Origin of the sequence: Bacillus sp. NEAU-242-2, from assembly GCF_027853835.1 — a bacterium.
In the GTDB taxonomy this organism is placed as follows: domain Bacteria; phylum Bacillota; class Bacilli; order Bacillales; family Bacillaceae; genus Bacillus; species Bacillus velezensis.
Genome location: NZ_JAPNNY010000001.1, coordinates 417014 through 442216, shown reverse-complemented (window position 1 = coordinate 442216; position 25203 = coordinate 417014). Strand labels below are relative to the sequence as shown.

The following is a 25203-nucleotide window of genomic DNA, read 5'->3' as shown; positions in this document are numbered from 1 at the left end:
TAGAAGGGGGAGGAAGATGAAAAAACTTAAGCTGCGTCTGACATATTTGTGGTATAAATGGCTGATGAAACTCGGACTGAAAAGCGATGAAGTGTATTACATAGGAGGAAGCGAGGCGCTGCCGCCGCCTTTGTCTAAAGAAGAGGAGCAGGTGCTCTTATTAAAGCTGCCGAGCGGGGATCAGGCGGCGCGGGCCATCCTGATTGAGAGAAACTTACGTCTTGTCGTTTACATTGCCCGCAAATTCGAAAACACCGGCATCAATATCGAGGACTTAATCAGCATCGGCACCATCGGTTTGATCAAAGCGGTAAACACGTTTAATCCGGAAAAGAAAATCAAACTCGCCACCTACGCATCGCGATGTATTGAAAACGAAATTTTAATGTACTTGCGCCGAAACAATAAAATCCGTTCAGAGGTGTCCTTTGATGAACCGCTGAACATTGATTGGGACGGAAACGAACTGCTGCTTTCGGATGTGCTCGGCACAGATGATGATATTATTACGAAAGACATTGAAGCCAATGTGGATAAAAAACTTTTGAAAAAAGCGCTTGAGCAATTAAACGAAAGAGAAAAGCAGATTATGGAACTGCGTTTCGGGCTTGTCGGAGAAGAAGAAAAAACCCAAAAAGATGTAGCCGACATGATGGGGATTTCACAATCTTATATCTCCCGGCTCGAAAAGCGGATTATCAAAAGACTGAGAAAAGAGTTTAACAAAATGGTGTAAAATTTTTTCCATCTGACAGCCCTTACTGCTGCAAGGATTGCCGCCGCCGGATGTTTATTTCTGTAAAATGGCGGTGCATATTTTTCCCACCCGAGGAGATACTTAACGTTGTACAGCAGCTCCTAGTGGGAGGGAAAAACGTGTCAAGAAATAAAGTCGAAATTTGCGGGGTGGATACCTCCAAATTACCGGTGCTCAAGAATGAAGAGATGAGAAAGCTGTTTAGGCAATTGCAGGATGAGGGCGATGATTCAGCGAGGGAAAAGCTTGTAAACGGTAATCTGCGCCTTGTCTTAAGCGTCATTCAGAGGTTTAACAACAGAGGAGAGTATGTTGATGACTTATTTCAGGTCGGCTGCATCGGACTAATGAAATCCATTGATAATTTTGACCTAAGCCATAATGTTAAGTTTTCAACATACGCTGTACCGATGATCATCGGAGAAATCCGCAGATATTTGCGGGATAACAATCCGATCCGCGTCTCGAGGTCGCTTCGCGATATCGCATATAAAGCGCTTCAAGTAAGAGAGCGGTTAATCAGTGAGACAAGCAGGGAGCCGACAGCAGAGGAAATCGCCAAAGTTCTTGAAGTGCCCCATGAAGAAATTGTGTTTGCCCTTGACGCCATTCAGGATCCGGTTTCACTGTTTGAGCCGATTTATAATGACGGCGGCGATCCGATCTACGTGATGGACCAGATCAGCGATGAGCGCAACAAGGATACACAATGGATTGAGGAGCTCGCTCTGAAAGAAGGCATGAGAAGACTGAACGAACGGGAAAAAATGATTTTGCGAAAGCGCTTTTTCCAAGGGAAAACCCAAATGGAAGTCGCTGAAGAAATCGGGATATCCCAAGCTCAGGTCTCAAGGCTTGAAAAGGCAGCCATTAAACAAATGAATAAGAATATCCATCAATAACGGAATAAGCCTTTAAACCTTGTTTAAAGGCTTTTTTCATGCGATGGTTTACGTTTGCAAAAAAGTGATGTATTCTAATGTGTAAAAGTTTTTAGAAAATTTAAATAAAGTAAACGGGGGAAACTGCAATGATTTTACAGCTGGACAGTGTGTCATTAAAAAGAAACGGGAAATGGATTTTGAAAGATATTAACTGGCGCGTCGAGAAAAACGAAAATTGGGTGCTGTACGGATTAAACGGAGCCGGAAAAACGGCTTTGCTGAATATGTTATGCTCTTATTACTTCCCCACTTCAGGAGAGATGCAGGTGCTCGGCCATCAATTCGGCAAAACAGAGCTCGGTGACAGGCTCAGGAGGAAAATCGGCCTTGTTTCGGCAGGTCTTCAGCACAAATTATATGCCGCGGACTCGGCTTTTGAAATCGCCCTCAGCGGCGCGTACGCCTCAATCGGGCTGTACGAAACTCCGAGTGAGCAGGTAAGGGAAAAAGCGATCGGTCTTCTGAAGGATTTGGGCGCCATCAGTTACGCCGACAGACGGTATGAAACATTATCACAAGGGGAAAGACAAAGAGCGCTGATTGCGCGGGCGCTTATGGCTGATCCCAAACTGCTGATTTTGGACGAACCCGTGACGGGTCTTGATTTTATGGCAAGGGAGCAGCTGCTGGACACGATTACGTCGATCGCCGAAAAAGAAAATGCGCCGTCCATCCTTTATGTCACCCATCACGCTGAAGAAATTCTGCCGGTATTTGATCAGGCGCTGCTTTTAAAACAAGGCGAGGTGTTCGCCTCCGGGAAAATCAGGGACATGCTTTCTGACGAGCGGCTTACAGCGTTTTTCGATACGCCTGTCAATGTCTTATGGAACAATGGCCGCCCGTTTTTAACACGTGCAAAAGCGGTATCATCCGTCAAATAACATCAATTCACCCTGGGGGTGCTGCTGACATGCAGCTGAGAGAGACGTTGTCTCAACCCTTAACGGACCTGATCCGGATCATGCCGGCGGAGGGAAGCGGTGAAAAAAGCGGAGGAAGATCCGTTTTTTACCCGTTTCATTTTAATGAAACGGGTTTTTTGATACAGCCAAAGGGGAGATTTCCAATGCATCAGATTGATATGCTGTTACACCAGGCGGATAAACGGCGGGGCGATTTAATACAAATAGCTGAAAGGTTGATCGCCTTTCCGACACCGGCTCCGCCTGCAAGAAATACAACAGAAGCCCAAAAGTGGGTGGCCGGCTTTTTAAAAGAAACGGGCTGCTCGGTCGATATGTGGGATGTGTATCCGGAAGATCCGAATGTAGTCGGTGTTTTAAAAGGGACAGATTCAAGCAGGCATCAAAGCCTGATTTTAAACGGACACATTGATGTGGCAGAAGCCGGGGGCGAAGACTGGAACTCTGACCCGTTTCAGCCGCTCGTAAAAGACGGCATGCTGATCGGAAGGGGCGCCGCTGATATGAAAGGGGGTTTGGCGTGTGTTCTTTTCTCTCTGAAGCTGATCCATGATGCCGGCATTAAGCTTCCGGGCGACCTCATTGTACAGTCTGTAATCGGAGAAGAAGTCGGCGAGGCGGGGACGCTGGAATGCTGCAAACGCGGCTATCACGCGGATTTTGCGGTTGTCGCGGATACGAGCAGCCTGCATATTCAAGGGCAGGGCGGTGTCATCACCGGCTGGATAGAATTGAAAAGCAAACAAACATTTCATGACGGCATGAGGCGCAATATGATTCATGCGGGCGGAGGCACATTCGGAGCGAGCGCCATCGAAAAAATGGCGAAAATCATCACTGCCTTGGGAGAGCTGGAGCGCCACTGGGCGGTAACGAAAAGCTATCCCGGCATTGCGCCCGGCACCAATACGATCAACCCCGCCGTCATTGAAGGCGGAAGACACGCAGCGTTTGTCGCCGATGAATGCCGGTTATGGATCACCGTCCACTTTTATCCGAACGAAACGCACGAACAAGCAGCCGCAGAAATCGAAGACTATATTAATCGTGTCGCTGACAGTGATCTGTGGCTCAAAGAAAACAGGCCGGTGTTCAAATGGGGCGGATCTTCGATGATTGAAGACAGAGGAGAGGTGTTCCCGGCGCTGGAAATCGATCCGGATCATCCGGCAGTTTCTGTCTTGGCTGCATCACACTCAGCCGTCAAAAAACAGGAGCCCGTCATTGATGTTTCCCAAACGGTAACAGACGGAGGGTGGCTTTATCAGGCCGGGATTCCGAGCGTCATATACGGCCCCGGCGATTTAAAAAACGCCCACTCCGTAAACGAGGAAGTGTCCGTTGATGAGCTTATGGACTATACGAAAATCATGCTGAGATTTATTCTCGACTGGTGCAGCCGCAAAAAAGATTGCCCGATGTGACAAGGTTCAGCCCGGCCGTTCATATAATAGGAAAAAGAACGGGCAAAGGGCGTGATACGGATGATCAGCATATCTGAATTTCAAATAAAAGATGTGGTAAACGTGTCGAACGGAAAAAAACTCGGAAGCATCGGGGATATTGATATTAACGTGACAACGGGAAAAATTCAGGCGATTATTTTAGGCGGCAGCGGAAAAGTTCTCGGTTTTTTCGGAAAAGAAGAGGAAATGATCATTCCTTGGCGAAATATAGTTAAAATTGGGGAAGATGTCATCTTAGTGCGTGTAAATGAACCAAAGGGGGGAGCGTAATCCTCCCTTTACTTGTAAAAAGCCGGAAATCTCAATGTTTCCGGCACATTTATTTATCTCATTTTTCAATCAGCCGCTAAACGTATGCTTAAAATTGTGTTAAAATGAGTGGGAAATTACGCTTTTTTAATGTTTGTCGAAAGGTTGGATCTCCATGAATACATATCACCCGTTTAGTCTTACCACCCCCTCGGCACTCATGATAGAAGACTGGAACTGTGTGAATCAGCTTAACACAAAGGTCATCGCCGGATTCACAACGAAAAACGGCGGTGTCAGCAATCCTCCGTATGAGTCATTAAATACCGGATTGCACGTCCGGGACGAAGCTCATGATGTTGTGACAAACCGTGAAGTCATAGCGTCCTTATGCGGTACTGATCTGGATTCCTGGGTGTTCGCCGACCAGACACATGAAAACCGCGTCCGGCGCGTGACAGCCGGGGATAAAGGAAAAGGAGCGAGAGACTATTCTTCCGCATTCCGCGGGACGGACGGGCTCTACACGAAAGATGCGAATCTTTTTTTGGCCCTTTGTTTTGCGGACTGTGTGCCCTTGTATTTTTATGACCCGGTGAAATCCATTATCGGCGCTGCCCATGCCGGATGGAAGGGGACGGTCAAACAAATCGGACGCATCATGACGGAACGCTGGGTAAACGAAGAAGGCTCCCGTTTAACAGATATTCAGGCTGTCATCGGTCCGTCCATCAGCGCGGGAAGTTATACAGTCGACGACCGCGTCATCAATGAAGTGCGGGCGCTGCCCTTTACGGCTGAATCCGCCATATGCGAAACGGAAAAAGGCCAGTATCAGCTTGATTTAAAAGAGGTCAACCGTCTTCTTCTGATACATTGCGGCATTCCGGAAGAAAACATTTCAGTCAGCGGTTTATGCACCGAACGAGAGCATGAACTATTCTTTTCACACCGCCGCGACAAAGGGAAAACGGGACGCATGATGTCCTTTATCGGAATGAAGGAGGCATAAGATCTTGCGTGTTGCTGATCAATTACGACATATAAACGAAAGAATAAACGAAGCATGTAACAGATCGGGCCGAAGCCCCGAAGATGTAACCGTCATCGCGGTTACAAAATACGTATCAGCTGAAAGGGCTCAAGAGGCCGTTGATGCCGGTATTACAAGTCTGGGAGAAAACCGGGATGCCGAGCTTATCCATAAGCAGGAAGTCATCAAAGGAAGCCCGGAGTGGCACTTTATCGGCAGTCTTCAGTCCAGAAAGGTGAAGGCCGTCGTTGACCGTGTATCTTATATTCATTCCTTAGACAGACTGTCATTGGCAAAAGAGATTGAAAAACGGGCGCAGCATGCGGTTCGCTGTTTTGTGCAGGTGAATACTTCGCTTGAACCGTCTAAGCACGGTTTGAAAACAGAGGAGGTCATCCCCTTTATCAGAGAGCTTGCTGAGTTTAGAAACATTTCTGTAGAGGGCCTGATGACGATGGCTCCCCTGACAGACGATACAGAAACGATCAGAGCCTGCTTCCGGCAATTGCGTGATCTGAGGGATCAGGTGCAAAAACTGAATCAGACAAACGCGCCGTGCCGGGAACTGTCGATGGGCATGTCAAATGATTATGAAATCGCTGTTGAAGAGGGCGCCACTTTTATCAGAATCGGCTCTTCATTAGTCGGAAATGAACCGGGGGGTGTAAACAAATGAGCATGAAAAATAAACTGAAAAACTTTTTCTCAATGGATGAGGAGGAGTATGAGTACGAATACATTGAAACGGAGCAGGATCATCAGGAAGAGCATGAACAGCAGAAAGATAAACAGCCTGCTTACGCTCAGAAGCCGCAGGGCAAGCAGAACGTAGTAAGCTTGCAAAGTGTTCAGAAATCCTCTAAAGTGGTGTTGAGTGAACCGCGTGTATATGCGGAAGCGCAGGAAATCGCCGATCATTTAAAGAACAGGCGGGCGGTTGTCGTCAATCTGCAGCGCATCCAGCATGATCAGGCGAAAAGAATCGTCGACTTTTTAAGCGGTACCGTCTACGCCATCGGCGGCGACATTCAGAGAATCGGTTCAGATATTTTTCTGTGCACGCCTGATAATGTCGACGTTTCCGGCACGATTTCGGAGCTTATAAATGAAGACGAACATCAGAGGTGGTAAAGCAGGATGATTCTTTATCAAATTTTTTCCGTTCTGAGTTATTTAATTTACATCTACTCGTTTGCCCTGATCATCTATATCTTTATGTCATGGGTGCCGAGTACGAGAGAAACGGCGGTCGGACGGTTTCTCGCAGCGATTTGCGAACCGTATTTAGAGCCGTTCAGAAGGATCATTCCGCCCATTGCCATGCTGGATATATCCCCAATTGTAGCGATTATCGTGCTTCGGTTTGCCACGACGGGGCTTTGGGGCCTATACCGCATGATCGCAATGTATACTTGAATGCGACAGTTTGATACGGGCTTGGCACCAGCCAAGCCTCTTTACATAGAAAGGAAAGAACATGAGCGATATTTACCAGCACTTCAGACAAGACGAGCGGCCTTTTATTGATCAGGTGCTTGAATGGAAACAGATTGTCCTGGATCAGTATCGGATGAAGCTGACTGATTTCTTAGATCCCAGGGAACAGGTGATTGTAAAAGCCGTTATCGGCGACGCCTGCGGTCTTGCGTTTTTCGGAGGATATGACAGAGCTGAGCGCAAACGCGCGATTTTATACCCTGAATATATGGAACCTGAACAGGATGATTTTGAGCTCCGGGCTTTTGACGTTCAATACGCTGAAAAATTCGTCAGCATTGACCACCGCTCTCTTCTCGGATCATTAATGGGGATCGGCTTAAAGCGGCAGAAATACGGCGATCTGATTTTCTCAGAGGAAGCCGTGCAGCTCATCGTCTCCGGTGAAATCGCCGATTTTGTCAGCACTCAGCTGACCAAGGCGGGCAAAGCGCCGGTAAAGCTTGAGAAAATCGAGCTTTCCGCTCTTCACATTCCCGCTTCAGATGTCGAAATAAGGGATGACACGGTTTCTTCATTGCGTCTCGACGCCGTCTGCGCTTCAATGAGCAGGCAATCCCGGCAGAAAGCGCAGGCGCTTGTGAAAAACGGGCTCGTTAAGGTGAATTGGAAAGCTATTGAAGATCCGTCTTATCAGGTTGCTGAAGGGGACATGCTCTCGATTCGCGGCTTCGGACGATGCAGTTTGGCAAAAGTTGACGGAAAAACGAAAAAAGACAAATGGAAAGTTACATTTGAACGGCAAAAATGAGTCGTTTTTTCAGTTTTTTTCTCCATCTGTGCCGTATTTGTTTTATAATGTGAACTAGATAACCGTACTGAAATGTAAAAATGGAGGTGGCAATATGCCATTAACGCCGAATGATATCCATAACAAAACGTTTACAAAAGGTTTTCGCGGATATGATGAAGATGAAGTAAATGAATTTTTAATGCAGGTCAGAAAAGATTACGAAATCGCACTCCGTAAAAAAACGGAGCTTGAGGCGAAAGTGAACGAGCTGGACGAAAAAATCGGCCACTTTGCCAATATCGAAGAAACGCTGAATAAATCAATTCTCGTAGCCCAGGAAGCCGCAGAAGACGTAAAGCGCAACTCGCAGAAAGAAGCGAAGCTGATCGTCCGTGAAGCAGAAAAAAATGCCGATCGCATCATCAATGAGTCGCTTTCCAAATCAAGAAAAATCGCAATGGAAATCGAAGAGCTGAAAAAACAGTCTAAAGTCTTCAGAACACGTTTCCAAATGCTGATTGAAGCGCAGCTCGACCTGCTGAAGAACGATGATTGGGATCATCTGCTGGAATACGAAGTCGACGCGGTATTTGAGGAAAAAGAATAATTTTCTGATTTTCTTGACATTCTTCGGCCCGTTCGAATATAATACGTTCATAAATTCAGATGAAAAGACGATTGAAAGGGACCGGCATGACTCAAAACAGGCTATAAAGCGAACCGGGGAAGGTGAAAGCCCGGGATGGCCGGAATCATGCAGATCAGCCCTTTAGTTTCCTTTCTGAACCGAGAGTAGGAAAGGACGTTCCATCACGTTACGATGTTCGAGAGGAAAAGACGGATGATCCGTTTTTTCTAAAAGGGTGGTACCGCGAGATAAGCTTTCTCGTCCCTTATGGGATGAGAGGGCTTTTTTTATTTTCTGAAAAATGTTGTGGAGGAATGAAAATGGATTACAAAGATACGCTGTTAATGCCGAAAACAGATTTTCCGATGCGGGGAAATCTGCCGAATCGTGAGCCGGACATGCAAAAAGACTGGGAGGAGCAGGATATTTACCGTCTTGTTCAAGAACGGACGAAAGACCGCCCGAAATTCGTGCTGCATGACGGACCTCCTTATGCAAACGGAGACATCCACATGGGCCATGCCCTGAACAAAATCCTGAAAGACTTCATCGTCCGCTATAAATCAATGAGCGGCTACAACGCACCGTACGTGCCGGGCTGGGATACGCACGGACTGCCGATTGAAACGGCGCTGACGAAAAACAAAAAAGTAAACCGGAAAGAAATGTCCGTCGCTGATTTCCGCAAGCTTTGCGAAGATTATGCATGGCAGCAGATCGAAAGACAGCGCGAACAATTCAAGCGTCTCGGCGTCAGAGGCGATTGGGAAAACCCGTATGTTACGCTTCAGCCTGAATTTGAAGCGCAGCAGATCCGCGTTTTCGGCGAGATGGCGAAAAGAGGCTATATTTATAAAGGTCTGAAGCCGGTCAACTGGTCGCCTTCAAGTGAATCTGCCTTAGCAGAAGCGGAAATTGAATATCAGGACAAACGTTCCGCGTCTATTTATGTTGCGTTTAAGGTGAAAGACGGTAAAGGCGTTCTGGAAAACGGAGAAAGCTTCATCATCTGGACGACGACGCCGTGGACGATGCCTGCCAACCTCGGAATTTCCGTTCATCCTGATCTTGAATACAATGTCATCAAGGTTGGAGACAAGCGTTATGTAGTGGCGGCTGAACTGATCGAAAATGTAGCGGAGGCATGCGGCTTTGAAAATCCTGAAGTTGTCGCATCATATAAAGGCAGAGAATTAGAATACATCACTGCAGAACATCCGCTGTACGGCAGAGATTCACTCGTCATGCTCGGTGACCACGTCACAACCGATGCCGGAACAGGCTGTGTTCATACTGCCCCGGGCCACGGGGAAGATGACTTTATCGTCGGCCAAAAGTACGGCTTAGAAGTACTGTGCCCTGTTGATGAAAAAGGAAACATGACCGACGAAGCGCCGGGCTTTGAAGGAATGTTTTACGATAAAGCCAATAAACCGATCACGGAGAAGCTTGAAGAAAACGGCGCGCTCTTGAAACTCGAGTTTATTACACACTCCTATCCGCATGACTGGAGAACGAAAAAACCGACCATCTTCAGAGCGACAGCGCAATGGTTTGCGTCAATTAAAGATTTCAGATCCGATCTGCTTGATGCCATCAAACAAACGAAGTGGGTGCCGGAGTGGGGCGAACAGCGCCTTTACAACATGGTTCGCGACCGCGGTGACTGGTGTATCTCAAGGCAGCGCGTGTGGGGTGTTCCGATCCCGGTATTTTATGCAGAAAACGGTGAGCCGATCATCACTGACGAAACGATTGAACATGTGTCTGAGCTGTTCAAACAGCACGGCTCAAACGTCTGGTTTGAAAGAGAGGCAAAAGACCTCCTGCCGGAAGGATTTACACATCCGGGAAGCCCGAACGGAATCTTCACGAAAGAGCAAGACATTATGGATGTATGGTTTGATTCGGGTTCTTCCCATCAGGCCGTTCTTGAAGAACGAGATGATCTTGTCCGTCCGGCTGATTTATACCTTGAAGGCTCTGACCAATACCGCGGCTGGTTTAACTCATCTCTTTCCACCGCTGTTGCAGTCACCGGCAAAGCGCCGTATAAAGGCGTATTAAGCCACGGATTTACACTTGATGCAAACGGCCGTAAAATGAGTAAATCACTCGGCAATACGATTGACCCGACAAAAATCGCAAAACAGCTTGGAGCTGAAATTCTGCGTTTATGGGTATCTTCCGTAAACTATCAGGCCGATCACCCGGTTTCTGAAGATATTCTGAAGCAGGTCGCGGAAGTATACCGGAAAGTCCGCAACACGTTCCGCTTCCTTCACGGCAACCTGTTCGATTTCGAACCAAGCGTCAATGCCGTGGATGTAAAAGATCTCCGCGAAGTGGATCAATATATGCTGATCAAGCTGAATAAGCTGATCGATAAGGTGAAAAAAGCGTACGATGAATACGAATTTGCGGTTGTTTATCACAGCATTCACAATTTCTGTACGATCGAGCTCAGCTCATTCTATCTTGATTTTGCAAAAGATGTTGTGTACATCGAGCATGCGGATCATCCGGACCGCCGCAGCATGCAGACTGTCTTTTATGAAACGCTGCTGGCGTTAGTGAAACTGACGGCGCCGATTCTCCCGCATACGGCGGATGAAATGTGGTCTCACTTATCATTTGTTGAAGAAGCGAGCGTGCAGCTGACAGATATGCCGGAAACCATTGCTGTTCCGGACAGTCAAGCGACAGAAGAAAAATTCGATCGCTTCATGGAGCTTCGAAACGACGTGCTGAAAGCTTTGGAAACAGCCCGTAACGAAAAAATTATCGGAAGATCATTGGAAGCGAGCCTGACTTTGTATCCGAACAAAGAAAACCGCGACCTCTTGTCATCCATTAAAGAAAACATCGCGCAGCTGTTTATCGTCTCAGAACTGACAGTAAAAGACGAAAGTGAAGCGCCGGAAAACGCGCAAAGCTTCACAACAGGAAAAATGACCGTAGAAAAAGCGGAAGGCCAGATGTGTGAGCGTTCCCGCATAATTTCTAAAGATGTCGGAGCCAATCCGAAATATCCGACATTATCACTGCGCAATGCGGAAATCGTTGAAAAATATTATCAAAAATAATAAATGAGAAAGCGCCCGGTGTCAGCCGGGCGCTTTTTTACATGCCAGCAATGTCATCGATTAGAACGGCAGGAAAATTCTTATGGGCTTCAAATGGCGCTCTGAGGGCAACAATAAAGCTATAACATCAAAAGCAGGAGTTGTGATGAATGAATGATCAACTGACCGCAATCCACACGGAGCTTCTCATGATGAAAGAAGAACTTCAATCAAGATTATTCGAATATTCTTGCTTTCAAATGTCAGCATCTGTTGAACCTTCAATGAACGACCAAGAAGCAACTCTGATCTATCATATAAAAGAAGAACTTCAGGATGTTCTTCTTGCCCTGTCTAAGTTTGAAAACAATACGTACGGTTATTGTGAAAAAACAGGCGCCCCCATTCCGATTGAAAAACTTGCGGTGTTGCCGACGGCCAGAACCGCTGATGATTTTTATTATCCCGCTCAATTTGAAAAGAAAACCCTTCCATATTGGGAACCCGGAGATTATGCATATGATCAGGCGCTGTATGAGTGACAGCGTCTGTTTGTATACGCTTATGATCTGCCTTTACTCTGGCATCTTTTACTGATAAAATTCATAAAGGATAAAAGTAACTGTATACTGGAGGAACGTGTGTGCTTTATTATCTTATCGCTCTTTTTATTATTATTGCCGACCAATTGACCAAATGGCTTGTCGTCAGCCATATGGAATTGGGACAAAGCATACCTGTCATCGACCAGGTGCTTTATATCACATCTCATCGCAACACGGGAGCGGCGTGGGGGATTTTAGCCGGCCAAATGTGGTTTTTCTACGTCATTACCATCGCCGTGATTATCGGAATCGTTTATTACATACAGCGTTATGCAAAAGGGCAGATGTTACTCGGAATTTCTCTCGGCTTAATGCTGGGAGGTGCGGCCGGAAACTTTATTGACCGGGCGGCGCGCCAGGAAGTGGTGGATTTTATTCATGTCATCATCGTGGATTATCACTATCCGATTTTTAATATCGCGGACTCCTCACTGTGCGTCGGTGTAATACTTTTATTTATTCATATGCTGTTTGACAGCGGGAAAAAGAAGGAGCAATAACATGAATCAATTTGAGATAACCGTTCAGCCTGAACAAAAGAGCGAACGGATTGATAAATTTTTGGCTTCAACGGGAGAAAACTGGTCACGCACTCAAGTGCAGCAATGGGTAAAAGAGGGACTGGTATCCGTTAACGGCAAATCCGTAAAAGCGAATTATAAAATGCAGCCCGGCGATCAGGTAAACGTCACCATTCCTGAACCGGAAGAATTGGACGTGCTTGCAGAGCCGATGGATTTGGACATTTACTATGAAGACCAGGATGTCTTGGTTGTGAACAAACCGCGGGGCATGGTCGTACATCCGGCGCCCGGCCATGTGACAGGGACGCTCGTAAACGGACTGATGGCTCACTGCAATGATCTTTCCGGCATTAACGGCGTCATGCGCCCGGGAATCGTCCATCGGATTGATAAAGATACCTCCGGCCTGTTAATGGTCGCCAAAAACGATATGGCGCATGAATCACTCGTTAATCAGCTCGTCAATAAAACCGTGACGAGAAAGTACACAGCGGTTGTCCACGGGTTGATTTCACATGATGACGGAACGATTGACGCTCCGATCGGAAGAGATAAGAAAGACCGTCAAAGCATGACCGTAACAAGAGAAAGCAGCAAAAATGCCGTCACGCATTTCCACGTGCTTGAGCGTTTTCAAGACTTCACGCTCGTAGAGTGCCGTCTTGAGACCGGAAGAACGCATCAGATCCGTGTTCATATGAAATATATCGGATTTCCTTTGGCAGGCGACCCGAAGTACGGACCGAGAAAAACCATTGATTTCAACGGTCAGGCGCTTCATGCCGGAATATTAGGTTTTGACCATCCGCGGACGGGCGAATACATGGAGTTTGAAGCGCCCCTTCCTGAAGATATGAAAAAACTCATTGAACATTTGAGAAATAGCCATTGACAGCGAGTTTCTTTTCTGGAATAATAAAAACAAGCTGAATAGATTCTTTAACACAGTCCAGAGAGGCTGAGAAGGATAACGGATAGGACAGAAGAGATACACGTGTGTCTTCGTCCTGGAAAGGAACCCCTCTATGCTCTGGCAGGAGGGGTTTTTTCTTCTTATATACGAATGGAGAGGTGTCACGAGTGAATCAAAAAGCTGTTATTCTCGACGAACAGGCGATCAGGCGGGCGCTGACAAGGATAGCTCATGAAATGATCGAACGGAATAAAGGAATGAATGACTGCATTCTTGTAGGGATTAAAACAAGAGGTATTTATTTAGCGAAGCGGCTGGCCGAGCGGATCGAACAGATTGAAGGAAATCCGGTCACCGTCGGGGAAATCGATATCACCCTTTACCGTGACGATCTCACAAAAAAAACGAGCAATGAAGAGCCGCTTGTAAAAGGCGCGGACATTCCGGCCGATATCACAGACCAAAAGGTCATTGTGGTTGATGATGTGCTTTATACCGGCCGGACGGTGAGAGCTGCGATGGATGCTCTCGTTGATGTCGGGCGGCCGTCATCGATACAGCTTGCCGTGCTTGTCGACAGAGGACACCGGGAGCTGCCGATCAGAGCGGACTATATCGGGAAAAACATTCCGACCTCAAAAGCTGAAAAAGTGATGGTTCAGCTGAGCGAAGTTGATCAGACTGATATGGTCGCCATTTACGAAAATGAATAATCACCCTTTTTAAATGCATTCCAGAGAGTTTGCAAAGAGGATTTTAAAACACAAAGCCGGGCGGATCGACGCGGCCGGGCTTTGTATGCCTCTTTGCGCAAAAAGCAAAGAGGTTTTTTTATACCATTTGAAAGTCAACCGGGAGGAAAACGCCATGAGTAAGAAAAAAGTAAACCTGGGAGTCAGGGACGTCCCCAATCCATTGTCCTGGCTGTCATTCAGCCTGCAGCATTTATTCGCCATGTTCGGTTCAACCATACTCGTGCCGAAACTGGTCGGAATGAGCCCGGCAGTGGCGCTTGTCACGAGCGGAATCGGGACACTCGCCTATCTCTTGGTGACAAAAGGCCAGATTCCCGCTTATCTCGGCTCATCATTCGCCTTTATATCACCGATTATCTTGGTGAAGGCGACGGGAGGGCCGGGGGCTGCCATGGTCGGCGCTTTCCTGGCGGGGATTGTGTACGGCCTGATCGCACTGCTCATCAGGCAGCTTGGAACGGGGTGGCTGATGAAGCTGCTGCCCCCCGTGGTCGTCGGGCCGGTCATCATCGTCATCGGCCTCGGACTGGCAAGCACAGCCGTCAATATGGCAATGTATGCTGATCCGAATGCGAAGGAACTCGTCTACAGCCTGAAACATTTCAGTGTAGCCGGCGTCACTTTGGCCATCACCATTATCTGCGCCATCTTTTTACGGGGATTTTTAAGCTTGATTCCGGTATTGATCGGCATTATAGGCGGATATCTGTTTGCGCTGACACAGGGCATCGTCAATTTTCAGCCGGTCATTGATGCAAAATGGTTCGCCGTTCCTGAATTTATCATCCCTTTCAAAGACTACACGCCGTCAGTGACATTGGGCATTGCCGCTGCGATGGTGCCGGTCGCTTTCGTGACGATGTCAGAACATATCGGCCACCAAATGGTGCTGAGTAAAGTTGTCGGACAGGATTTCATTAAAAAGCCGGGACTGCACCGCTCCATAATGGGGGACAGCGTAGCGACGATCATCGCTTCGTTAATCGGCGGCCCGCCGACGACAACATACGGCGAAAACATCGGTGTCCTGGCAATTACGAGAGTTTTCAGCGTCTTTGTCATCGGCGGCGCGGGAGTGATTGCGCTGTGCTTCGGATTTATCGGCAAAGTTTCAGCGCTGATCAGCTCTGTTCCGTCCGCGGTTATGGGAGGCGTTTCCTTCCTGCTCTTCGGAATTATCGCCTCCAGCGGCTTAAGAATGCTGATTGACAACAACATTGATTATGAAAACAAGCGGAATTTAATTATCACATCCGTCATCCTCGTGATCGGCGTCGGAGGGGCTTTTATTCAAGTATCAAAAGGCGGGTTCCAAATATCCGGCATGGCGCTTGCGGCAATCGTCGGAGTCATCCTGAACCTTATCCTGCCGCATGCAAATGAAGAAGACGCGATTGCATCAGAAAAACAAAATCATATGTAAACCTTTTAAAGAAAGTCCAGAGAGGCTTGGAAGGGTTATAACGGGAAGAAGCTGTACGGCTCTTCTCTCTTTAACCGCACCCCGAGTCTATAGACCGGGGTGTTTTTTACGGCCTTCAAGCGGAAACGGAGGAGAAAAAACATGAATCATTTAACGGCGATGTCTGAACTGAGCGCGGCTGAAATTACAGAACTGCTGCGAGAGGCAAAAGCGATAAAAGAGGGTGCAGTCCGTCCCGATCTCGCGGGAAAATTCGTTGCGAATCTGTTTTTTGAACCGAGCACGAGAACGCGGTTCAGCTTTGAAGTGGCGGAAAAGAAACTCGGGATGAACGTGCTCAGCTTAGACGGCACGAGCACAAGCGTTCAAAAAGGCGAGTCCTTATACGACACGGTCAAAACACTGGAATCAATCGGAGCGGATGCCTGCGTCATCAGGCACAGCACGGATGAATATTACAAAGATCTGACCGGCAGAGTCAATATTCCGATCTTAAACGCCGGCGACGGCTGCGGCCAGCACCCGACTCAGTCATTGCTCGATTTAATGACGATTCAAGAGGAATTTGAGACCTTTCAGGGCCTGACGGTTTCCATTCATGGCGATATCAAACACAGCAGGGTGGCAAGGTCAAATGCCGAGGTGCTGACAAGGCTCGGCGCACGTGTGCTGTTTTCTGGTCCGCCGCAGTGGCAGGATGAGAAAAACGCCTTCGGCACCTGTGTTCAGACGGATGAAGCCATACAAGCTTCAGATGTCGTCATGCTGCTCCGCATCCAAAATGAAAGGCATCAGACAGAAGCCGACCAAAAAGGCTACCTGGAAGCATACGGGCTGACCGCAAAGCGGGCGGAGAGCATGAAGCGGCATGCCATCATCATGCATCCCGCACCGGTGAACAGAGGAGTCGAAATTGACACAACATTAGTGGAATGCGGAAAATCAAGAATCTTTAAACAAATGGAAAATGGTGTGTATATCAGAATGGCAGTATTAAAAAGAGCACTGCAAACCAATGTGAAAAGGGGAGAAGCGGCTTATGTCTTATCTCATTAAAAACGGCTGGATGTTAAATGAACAGGGAGAAAAAGCGGCACAGGATATCCGGGTAACGGGTGAATTCATTTCGGAAACCGGGCTTCTGACAGCGAAAGACGGAGAAACGGTGATCGACGCTGAGGGACTGTTCGTTTCACCTGGGCTCGTAGACCTTCATGTCCACTTCAGAGAACCGGGCGGCGAGAAAAAAGAAACCATTGAGACGGGCTCTAAAGCCGCGGTGCGCGGCGGTTTTACCACAGTCGCCGCCATGCCGAATACAAGACCGGTGCCGGATACGAAAGAGCAGATGGAATGGCTGCAAAACAGGATCAAAGAAACCTCATCTGTCAGGGTCCTTCCTTACGCATCGATTACGATCAGACAAACCGGCGAAGAAATGACAGATTTTGAGGCGCTTCATGAAGCGGGCGCATTCGCCTTCACCGATGACGGCGTCGGCGTTCAGACGGCCGGAATGATGTATGAAGCCATGAAACGGGCGGCTTCAATAAATAAAGCGATTGTCGCTCATTGTGAGGATAACTCGCTTATTTACGGCGGAAGCGTGCATGAAGGATCTTTTTCAAAAGCGAACGGCCTGAACGGCATACCTTCCATTTGTGAAGCGGTACATATTGCCCGTGACGTCCTGCTGGCGGAAGCGGCGGGCTGCCATTACCACGTGTGTCATATCAGCACGAAAGAATCCGTCAGAGCCGTAAGAGACGCAAAAAAAGCGGGAATCCGCGTGACGGCCGAAGTATCGCCGCACCACCTGCTGCTTTGTGACGAAGATATCCCGGGACTTGATACCAATTTTAAGATGAATCCGCCGCTTCGCAGCAAAGAGGACAGAGAGGCGCTGATTGAAGGGCTTTTAGACGGTACGATTGATTTCATCGCCACTGACCATGCGCCGCATACAGAAGAAGAGAAAAACACGGACATGAAGCTTGCGCCTTTCGGTATCGTCGGTTTAGAAACTGCCTTTCCGCTTCTGTACACACATTTTGTGAAAAACGGGGCGTGGACGCTGAAGCAGCTGGTTGATTTCATGACGGTAAAACCTTGCGAGGCATTCGGTCTTCCGTACGGAACGCTTGCACCGGGGGCGCCGGCTGACATCACCCTGATTGATCTGGAAAAAGAAGCGGCCATTGACAAAGATACATTTTTATCTAAAGGAAAAAATACGCCATTCAACAAGATGAAGTGCTTCGGCTGGCCTGTTGCAACGATGGCTGCCGGTAAACTTGCATACGAAGAAGGGAGACTCGTCAAATGAAAAGAAGACTAGTGCTGGAAAATGGAGCGGTATTTGAGGGTGAAGCATTCGGGAGCCTGGAGCATACTGCGGGTGAAGTCGTATTCAACACGGGAATGACCGGTTATCAGGAAATTTTATCAGACCCGTCTTACTGCGGGCAGATCGTGACGCTGACGTATCCGCTGATCGGCAACTACGGAATTAACAGAGATGACTTTGAATCCATCACTCCTTTTGTAAAAGGGCTGATCGTAAAAGAACTGTGCGAGCTGCCTTCCAACTGGCGTTCGGCTTACACGCTTGACGAGTATCTGAAAATGAAAAATATCCCCGGCTTACAAGGGATCGACACGCGAAAACTCACCAGAATGATCCGCACGGCCGGCGCATTAAAAGGAACGTTTGCTTCAAGTGAGGAGAATGTCGGAGAGGTTCTTGCAAGGCTGAAAGAAACGGAACTGCCGAGAAATCAAGTCGCTCAAGTATCGGCGAAAACGGCATATCCGAGTCCGGGCCGCGGCAAACGCATCGTGCTCGTCGATTTCGGTATGAAGCACGGCATCTTAAGAGAGTTAAACAAAAGAAAATGCGATGTCATCGTTGTACCGTACAATGTAACGGCGGAAGAAGTGCTTCAGCTCAAGCCGGACGGCATCATGCTTTCTAACGGACCCGGAGATCCGAAAGATGTGCCGGAAGCCATTGAAATGATAAAAGGCATACTCGGGAAGGTGCCGTTATTCGGAATCTGCCTCGGCCACCAATTATTTGCGCTGGCATCGGGAGCGGAAACGGAAAAAATGAAATTCGGACACAGGGGTTCCAATCATCCGGTTAAAGAGCTTGCGACAGGGAAAGTCGCTTTAACAGCCCAAAACCACGGATATACAGTTTCTTCAATAGATGAGACAGAGCTTGAAGTGACGCATATTGCGATCAATGATCAAACGATCGAAGGACTCAAGCATAAAACATTGCCGGCATTTACGGTTCAGTACCACCCTGAAGCTTCACCGGGGCCGGAAGACGCCAATCAATTATTTGACAGATTCATTGACTTGATCGAAACAACTGAGAAAGAAGGGGAAGCGGTATGCCAAAACGCGTAGATATTAAAAAGATTTTAGTGATCGGATCAGGCCCGATTATTATCGGACAGGCGGCGGAATTTGATTATGCGGGCACACAGGCGTGTCTCGCTTTAAAGGAAGAAGGCTATGAAGTTATTCTCGTCAACTCGAATCCGGCAACGATTATGACGGATACGGAAATGGCTGATCGGGTATACATAGAACCGCTGACGCCGGAGTTTCTCACGCGTATTATCAGAAAAGAACGGCCGGACGCCATCCTGCCGACTCTGGGCGGACAGACCGGACTGAATCTTGCCGTCGAGCTGTCTGAACTCGGGGTTCTTGAGGAATGCGGAGTGGAAGTGCTCGGCACAAAGCTGTCCGCCATCCAGCAGGCGGAAGACCGCGACTTATTCCGTACGCTGATGAATGAGCTGAATGAACCGGTGCCGGAAAGTGAGATCATCCGCACTTTACAGGAAGCCGAGGAATTTGTCGGCCGGATCGGGTTTCCGGTTATCGTGCGCCCCGCTTACACATTAGGCGGAACGGGCGGCGGCATCTGCTCTAATGAAGCAGAACTGAAAGAGATCGTCGAAAACGGATTAAAGCTCAGCCCCGTTCATCAGTGCCTTCTGGAAAAAAGCATTGCCGGTTACAAAGAGATCGAATATGAAGTCATGAGAGACAGCAGAGATCACGCGATCGTCGTCTGCAATATGGAAAATATCGATCCGGTCGGCATCCATACGGGCGACAGCATCGTCGTTGCCCCGAGCCAGACTTTGAGCGACCGGGAATATCAGCTTTTGCGCAATGTTTCATTAAAGCTGATCCGCGCGCTCGGCATTGAAGGCGGCTGTAATGTTCAGCTCGCGCTCGATCCCGACAGCTTCCAATATTACATTATCGAAGTGAATCCGCGGGTGAGCCGCTCATCTGCCCTCGCTTCAAAAGCGACGGGTTACCCGATCGCAAAGCTTGCGGCGAAAATCGCAGTCGGGCTTTCTCTTGATGAAATGATGAACCCCGTAACGGGAAAAACATATGCGGCTTTTGAGCCCGCGCTTGACTATGTCGTTTCTAAAATCCCGCGCTGGCCGTTCGACAAATTTGAGTCGGCAAACCGCAGGCTCGGGACGCAAATGAAAGCCACCGGAGAGGTCATGGCCATCGGACGCACCCTTGAAGAATCGCTGTTAAAGGCGGTCCGCTCACTGGAAGCCGATGTCTATCACCTGGAACTGAAGGATGCGGAAGAGATTTCTGACGGGCTTTTGGAAAAACGGATCAGAAAGGCCGGAGATGAACGGCTGTTTTATCTCGCAGAAGCGTTCAGAAGAGGCTACACAGTGGAGCAGCTTCATGAGTTTTCCGCAATTGACGTATTCTTTTTGCACAAGCTCTCTAAGCTGGTCGCTTTTGAAACCGAGCTGAAAGCGGAAAAAGGCAGCCTCGCCGTCCTGCAGACAGCGAAGGAACTCGGTTTCTCCGACAAATATATCAGCCGGGAATGGAATATGCCGGAACAAGAGCTGTATCAAATGCGAAAAGAAGCAGCCATCAAGCCTGTATATAAAATGGTGGATACATGCGCGGCGGAATTCGAATCAGAAACCCCGTATTTTTACAGCACATATGAGGAAGAAAACGAGTCTGAGGTAACATCAAGAAAAAGCGTCGTCGTCCTCGGTTCCGGCCCGATCCGCATCGGACAGGGCGTCGAATTTGACTATGCGACCGTTCATTCTGTCTGGGCCATCAAGCAGGCAGGCTATGAAGCGATTATTATCAACAACAACCCTGAGACGGTGTCCACTGATTTCAGCATATCAGACAAACTGTATTTTGAACCGCTGACGGTAGAAGATGTCATGCACATCATCGATTTGGAACAGCCGGAAGGCGTTGTTGTCCAATTCGGCGGCCAGACGGCGATCAACCTTGCGGAAGAATTGAGCGCCCGCGGCGTCAAAATCCTCGGTACATCACTTGAAGATTTAGACCGTGCGGAAGACCGGGATAAGTTCGAGCAGGCGCTTGAGGCGCTGAATGTGCCGCAGCCGCTCGGAAAAACCGCCGTGTCGGTGAACGAAGCGGTCAAAATCGCTGCATCCATCGGCTATCCGGTACTTGTCCGCCCTTCGTATGTGCTCGGCGGCCGGGCGATGGAAATCGTCTATCACGAAGAAGAGCTCCTTCACTATATGAAAAATGCGGTCAAAATCAACCCGCAGCATCCGGTGTTAATCGACCGTTATCTGACGGGGAAAGAAATCGAAGTCGATGCCGTATCTGACGGCGAAACAGTCGTTATTCCGGGAATTATGGAGCATATCGAGCGGGCCGGCGTCCATTCAGGGGATTCAATCGCCGTCTATCCGCCTCAGTCTTTAAGCGGAGACATTAAGAAAAAAATCGAACAATACACTGTAGCCTTGGCAAAAGGCCTTAACATCATCGGGTTGCTGAACATCCAGTTCGTACTTTCGCAAGGTGAGGTGTATGTGCTTGAGGTAAATCCGCGGTCAAGCAGAACCGTGCCGTTCTTAAGCAAAATCACTAAGATTCCGATGGCGAATCTGGCGACAAAGGTCATTCTCGGCCAAAAGCTTGCTGATTTCGGCTATCAAGAGGGGCTGCAGCCTGAACAGCAGGGGGTATTCGTGAAAGCGCCTGTCTTCTCATTCGCGAAGCTGAGAAGAGTGGATATTACGTTAGGCCCTGAAATGAAGTCGACGGGAGAGGTCATGGGCAAAGATTCAACCTTGGAAAAAGCGCTCTATAAAGCGCTGATTGCCTCTGGCATTCAAATCCCGAACTACGGCTCAGTGCTGTTGACCGTTGCTGATAAAGATAAAGAAGAAGGACTGCTGATCGCCAAGCGGTTCCACGCCATCGGCTATAAAATCTTGGCGACGGAAGGAACGGCGGCTTATTTGAAAGACGCTCAGATTCCGGCTCAAGTCGTCGGGAAAATCGGCGAAGAAGGGAAAAATCTGCTCGATGTGATCAGAAACGGCGAAGCGCAATTTGTCATCAATACGCTGACAAAGGGCAAACAGCCGGCCAGAGACGGCTTCAGAATCCGCCGCGAATCCGTTGAGAACGGAGTCGCCTGCCTGACATCTTTAGATACGGCCGAAGCCATTTTGCGGGTATTGGAAAGCATGACATTCCGGGCGGATCATATGCCTGCATCCGAAACCAATCAAAAGGCGGCAGTCACGATATGAAAAAAGCGCATTTGACTGTTCAATCCAACTTAGAAATTGCCGACCGGATTTATAAGATGGTGCTGAAAGGAGAGCTTGTCCGGCACCTTACCGAGCCGGGTCAATTTCTTCATCTGAAGGTGAGTGACGCGGTCACACCGCTATTAAGAAGACCGCTCAGCATTGCGGACGTCAATTTCGCCGCGGATGAAGTATCCGTTATCTACAGAGCTGACGGTGAGGGAACGCGTCTTTTGTCCGGGAAAAAAGAGGGCGGCAGGATAGACGTTCTCGGCCCTCTCGGCAACGGATTTCCCGTCCGGCGGATTGAACCCGGCAAAACCGCGCTGTTAGTCGGAGGCGGAGTGGGGGTTCCGCCTTTGCAGGAACTGTCAAAGCGCCTGACGGAAAAAGGCGTAAACGTCATTCATGTGCTTGGATTTCAATCAGCAAAGGATGTTTTTTACGAACAGGAATGCCGTGCGTACGGAGACACCTATGTGGCGACGGCTGACGGAACATATGGAGAGAAAGGATTTGTCACCGATGTCATCCGTGAAAAGCAGCTCGAATTCGATGTCCTGCTAAGCTGCGGACCGACACCGATGCTGAAAGCTCTGAAGCAGCAGTACGGCCATAAAGAGGTTTATCTTTCGATGGAAGAGCGGATGGGCTGCGGCATCGGGGCCTGCTTCGCCTGCGTGTGCCGCACGGGTGAAAGCGATACATCCTATGTAAAGGTCTGCCTGGACGGGCCTGTATTTAAAGCTGAGGAGGTGGCGCTGTAATGTTAGAGGTGAATCTGCCGGGTCTCCAATTGAAAAACCCGATCATCCCCGCTTCCGGATGTTTCGGTTTCGGGAAAGAATATGCCGGATTTTACGATTTATCATGCCTCGGAGGCATTATGATTAAAGCAACGACGAACGAAGCCCGCTTCGGAAATCCGACACCGAGAGTGGCGGAGACAAGCGCGGGAATGCTGAATGCCATCGGACTGCAAAATCCCGGCCTTGAGCATGTGCTCAATCATGAGCTGCCTTGGCTCGAACAATTTGACACGCCGATTATCGCAAATGTCGCCGGTTCTCAGGTGGACGACTATAAAGAAGTGGCCGAGCACATCAGCCAAGCGCCGAATGTGCATGCGCTTGAGCTTAACATTTCATGTCCGAATGTCAAAACGGGGGGGATTGCTTTTGGTACTGATCCCGTCATGGCGGCCGAACTGACAAAAGCGGTGAAAGAAGTTTCCGCAGTGCCTGTGTATGTGAAGCTTTCGCCTAATGTCGCAAACATAACCGAAATTGCCAAAGCGATTGAAGCGGCCGGTGCTGACGGTCTGACGATGATTAATACTCTCATCGGGATGAGGCTCGATCTCAAGACGGGCCGGCCGATTTTAGCAAATAAAACGGGCGGACTGTCAGGCCCGGCGATCAAACCGGTCGCCATCCGGATGGTATACGAAGTCAGCCAGGCCGTTCAAATTCCGATTATCGGGATGGGCGGCGTTCAGACCGCAGAGGATGCATTAGAATTTCTTCTTGCGGGAGCGAGTGCGGTTGCCGTCGGCACGGCGAACTTCGTCAATCCGTTCGTCTGCCCGGAAATCATAGAACAGCTCCCCCGTGTGCTGCGCCAACACGGCTTTCAATCTGTAAGTGAATGCATCGGAAGGAGCTGGAAACATGAAAAACAACCTGCCCATCATCGCGCTTGATTTTGCATCAGGGGAAGAGACTTTAACGTTTTTAGACTTGTTTGAAAAGGAAAGGCTCTTTGTCAAAACGGGGATGGAACTTTTTTATCAGGAAGGCCCCGCCATCATTCACCAATTAAAAGAACGGAACTGTGATATATTTTTAGATTTAAAGCTTCATGATATCCCGACTACGGTCAATAAAGCGATGAAGCGGCTGGCCCGCCTCGGCGTTGATCTCGTCAATGTGCATGCGGCAGGGGGCGCACGCATGATGCGCGCGGCCCTTGAGGGGCTTGAAGAAGGCACGCCGGCAGGCAGAAAACGCCCGTCTTTAATCGCGGTGACTCAGCTGACCAGCACTTCAGAGCAGGTGGCGAAGGAAGAGCTTCTGCTGCATAAGCCGCTGTTAGAAACGGTTGTGCATTACGGCAAAATGGCGGAAGAGTGCGGGCTGGACGGAGTGGTATGTTCGGTCCATGAAACAAAAGCCATTTATGAAGCGGTCCGGCCTTCATTTCTGACAGTCACGCCGGGCATCCGCACGGCCAGTGACGCAGCTGACGATCAAGTCCGGACGGCGACTCCGTCATTTGCGAAAGAAAACGGTTCGTCAGCCATCGTCGTGGGCCGCTCAATTACAAAAGCGGAAAACCCCGTTAAAGCATATGAAGCAATTAAACTGGAATGGGAGGGCGTTCGCCGATGAAACAGGCTATCGCAAAACATCTATTACACATTGAAGCTGTCTTTTTACGTCCGAATGAGCCGTTTACGTGGGCGAGCGGCATTTTATCACCGATCTATTGTGACAACCGTCTGACATTGTCGTATCCAAAAGTGAGAAATGATGTGGCGGACGGGCTCGGCAAACTGCTGAAGGAGCATTTCCCCGAGGCGGAGATGATCGCGGGCACTGCAACGGCGGGCATTCCGCATGCTGCGCTTCTCGCAGACCGTACAGGCGCGCCGATGTGCTACGTCAGAAGCAAACCGAAAGCGCACGGCAAAGGAAATCAAATAGAAGGCGCCATTAAGAAAGGACAAAAAACAGTCGTGATTGAAGACTTGATTTCTACCGGAGGCAGCGTGCTTGAAGCAGCGGCGGCCCTTCAAAGAGAGGGCGCGGAAGTCCTCGGCGTCATTTCCATTTTTACATACGGACTGCCGAAAGCAAAAGAAGCCTTTAAAAAAGCGGGTCTTCCTTATTACTCGTTAACCGATTATGACACGCTGATTGAAGTCGCGCTTGAAAACGGAACGATTCATTCAGCTGACATTGAAAAACTGAAATCATGGAAACTGAATCCCGAGTCAAAAGATTGGTTTAAAAAATAATGACAATAAAAACAGGCCTCAGGGCCTGTTTTATTATTCCTATCAAAAA

At 48.7% G+C, this 25203-nt stretch carries 25 protein-coding genes and 1 riboswitch; all 25 genes read left to right on the top strand.

What is annotated here, in order from left to right; genetic code table 11:
• The first annotated feature begins 16 nt into the window (after positions 1-16).
• Positions 17-736, top strand: coding sequence for an RNA polymerase sporulation sigma factor SigE (gene sigE, locus OWN49_RS01640; RefSeq protein WP_007409714.1), 720 nt, complete (start codon positions 17-19; stop codon positions 734-736).
• A 140-nt stretch (positions 737-876) separates the two neighbouring features.
• Positions 877-1659: an RNA polymerase sporulation sigma factor SigG gene (gene sigG / locus OWN49_RS01635; protein ID WP_003154420.1), complete on the top strand. Its 783-nt coding sequence runs from the start codon at positions 877-879 to the stop codon at positions 1657-1659.
• Between the two features lie 128 nt (positions 1660-1787).
• Positions 1788-2585 (top strand): ABC transporter ATP-binding protein, encoded by a 798-nt coding sequence (locus tag OWN49_RS01630; RefSeq protein WP_031378757.1) that lies wholly within the window; start codon positions 1788-1790, stop codon positions 2583-2585.
• A 4-nt stretch (positions 2586-2589) separates the two neighbouring features.
• A riboswitch (TPP riboswitch) is annotated at positions 2590-2697 on the top strand.
• 73 nt (positions 2698-2770) lie between these two features.
• Positions 2771-4051: an acetylornithine deacetylase gene (locus OWN49_RS01625; protein ID WP_032868823.1), complete on the top strand. Its 1281-nt coding sequence runs from the start codon at positions 2771-2773 to the stop codon at positions 4049-4051.
• Positions 4052-4111: 60 nt separating this feature from the next.
• Complete coding sequence (locus OWN49_RS01620) at positions 4112-4363, top strand: YlmC/YmxH family sporulation protein (protein WP_003154415.1); 252 nt, start codon at positions 4112-4114, stop codon at positions 4361-4363.
• A 154-nt stretch (positions 4364-4517) separates the two neighbouring features.
• Positions 4518-5354 (top strand): peptidoglycan editing factor PgeF, encoded by an 837-nt coding sequence (pgeF, locus tag OWN49_RS01615; RefSeq protein ID WP_032868803.1) that lies wholly within the window; start codon positions 4518-4520, stop codon positions 5352-5354.
• 4 nt (positions 5355-5358) lie between these two features.
• A complete protein-coding gene (locus OWN49_RS01610) occupies positions 5359-6051 on the top strand; it encodes a YggS family pyridoxal phosphate-dependent enzyme (RefSeq protein WP_077722178.1) in 693 nt (230 codons plus the stop codon).
• Positions 6048-6506 (top strand): cell division protein SepF, encoded by a 459-nt coding sequence (gene sepF, locus OWN49_RS01605; RefSeq protein ID WP_003154410.1) that lies wholly within the window; start codon positions 6048-6050, stop codon positions 6504-6506. Before OWN49_RS01610 ends, sepF begins: the two co-directional genes overlap by 4 nt.
• A 6-nt stretch (positions 6507-6512) precedes the next feature.
• Positions 6513-6791, top strand: a complete 279-nt coding sequence (locus OWN49_RS01600; protein ID WP_003154408.1) for a YggT family protein — start codon at positions 6513-6515, stop codon at positions 6789-6791.
• Positions 6792-6852: 61 nt separating this feature from the next.
• The gene (locus tag OWN49_RS01595; RefSeq protein WP_015388260.1) at positions 6853-7623 is read left to right on the top strand and encodes a YlmH family RNA-binding protein; all 771 of its coding nucleotides are present in this window, start codon (positions 6853-6855) and stop codon (positions 7621-7623) included.
• A 94-nt stretch (positions 7624-7717) separates the two neighbouring features.
• Positions 7718-8212 carry a septum site-determining protein DivIVA gene (gene divIVA, locus OWN49_RS01590; protein WP_003154406.1) on the top strand — a complete coding sequence of 165 codons (495 nt, stop codon included), beginning with the start codon at positions 7718-7720 and terminating at the stop codon, positions 8210-8212.
• A gap of 341 nt (positions 8213-8553) precedes the next feature.
• The gene (gene ileS, locus OWN49_RS01585; protein WP_077722179.1) at positions 8554-11319 is read left to right on the top strand and encodes an isoleucine--tRNA ligase; all 2766 of its coding nucleotides are present in this window, start codon (positions 8554-8556) and stop codon (positions 11317-11319) included.
• A 149-nt stretch (positions 11320-11468) separates the two neighbouring features.
• Positions 11469-11840: a TraR/DksA family transcriptional regulator gene (locus OWN49_RS01580; protein ID WP_003154399.1), complete on the top strand. Its 372-nt coding sequence runs from the start codon at positions 11469-11471 to the stop codon at positions 11838-11840.
• A 101-nt stretch (positions 11841-11941) separates the two neighbouring features.
• Entirely contained in the window at positions 11942-12403 is a 462-nt protein-coding gene (lspA, locus tag OWN49_RS01575; RefSeq protein ID WP_003154398.1) for a signal peptidase II, read from the top strand.
• A gap of 1 nt (position 12404) precedes the next feature.
• The gene (locus OWN49_RS01570; RefSeq protein WP_003154395.1) at positions 12405-13319 is read left to right on the top strand and encodes an RluA family pseudouridine synthase; all 915 of its coding nucleotides are present in this window, start codon (positions 12405-12407) and stop codon (positions 13317-13319) included.
• A gap of 188 nt (positions 13320-13507) precedes the next feature.
• Positions 13508-14053 carry a bifunctional pyrimidine operon transcriptional regulator/uracil phosphoribosyltransferase gene (gene pyrR / locus OWN49_RS01565; RefSeq protein WP_003154392.1) on the top strand — a complete coding sequence of 182 codons (546 nt, stop codon included), beginning with the start codon at positions 13508-13510 and terminating at the stop codon, positions 14051-14053.
• Between the two features lie 154 nt (positions 14054-14207).
• Positions 14208-15518 carry a uracil permease PyrP gene (gene pyrP / locus OWN49_RS01560; RefSeq protein ID WP_007409727.1) on the top strand — a complete coding sequence of 437 codons (1311 nt, stop codon included), beginning with the start codon at positions 14208-14210 and terminating at the stop codon, positions 15516-15518.
• 141 nt (positions 15519-15659) lie between these two features.
• Positions 15660-16574, top strand: a complete 915-nt coding sequence (locus tag OWN49_RS01555) for an aspartate carbamoyltransferase catalytic subunit (RefSeq protein WP_070081798.1) — start codon at positions 15660-15662, stop codon at positions 16572-16574.
• Entirely contained in the window at positions 16558-17844 is a 1287-nt protein-coding gene (locus tag OWN49_RS01550; protein WP_176283312.1) for a dihydroorotase, read from the top strand. Before OWN49_RS01555 ends, OWN49_RS01550 begins: the two co-directional genes overlap by 17 nt.
• The gene (locus tag OWN49_RS01545; protein WP_077722180.1) at positions 17841-18935 is read left to right on the top strand and encodes a carbamoyl phosphate synthase small subunit; all 1095 of its coding nucleotides are present in this window, start codon (positions 17841-17843) and stop codon (positions 18933-18935) included. The genes OWN49_RS01550 and OWN49_RS01545 overlap by 4 nt, the downstream gene beginning before the upstream one ends.
• Positions 18920-22135, top strand: coding sequence for a carbamoyl-phosphate synthase (glutamine-hydrolyzing) large subunit (gene carB, locus OWN49_RS01540; RefSeq protein ID WP_071391856.1), 3216 nt, complete (start codon positions 18920-18922; stop codon positions 22133-22135). The genes OWN49_RS01545 and carB overlap by 16 nt, the downstream gene beginning before the upstream one ends.
• The gene (locus tag OWN49_RS01535; protein ID WP_003154380.1) at positions 22132-22902 is read left to right on the top strand and encodes a dihydroorotate dehydrogenase electron transfer subunit; all 771 of its coding nucleotides are present in this window, start codon (positions 22132-22134) and stop codon (positions 22900-22902) included. The genes carB and OWN49_RS01535 overlap by 4 nt, the downstream gene beginning before the upstream one ends.
• Complete coding sequence (locus OWN49_RS01530) at positions 22902-23837, top strand: dihydroorotate dehydrogenase (RefSeq protein WP_003154377.1); 936 nt, start codon at positions 22902-22904, stop codon at positions 23835-23837. The genes OWN49_RS01535 and OWN49_RS01530 overlap by 1 nt, the downstream gene beginning before the upstream one ends.
• On the top strand, positions 23806-24525 hold the full coding sequence (pyrF, locus tag OWN49_RS01525) for an orotidine-5'-phosphate decarboxylase (protein WP_077722181.1): 720 nt from the start codon (positions 23806-23808) through the stop codon (positions 24523-24525). The genes OWN49_RS01530 and pyrF overlap by 32 nt, the downstream gene beginning before the upstream one ends.
• Positions 24522-25154, top strand: coding sequence for an orotate phosphoribosyltransferase (gene pyrE, locus OWN49_RS01520; protein ID WP_007611309.1), 633 nt, complete (start codon positions 24522-24524; stop codon positions 25152-25154). The genes pyrF and pyrE overlap by 4 nt, the downstream gene beginning before the upstream one ends.
• Positions 25155-25203: the final 49 nt, after the last annotated feature.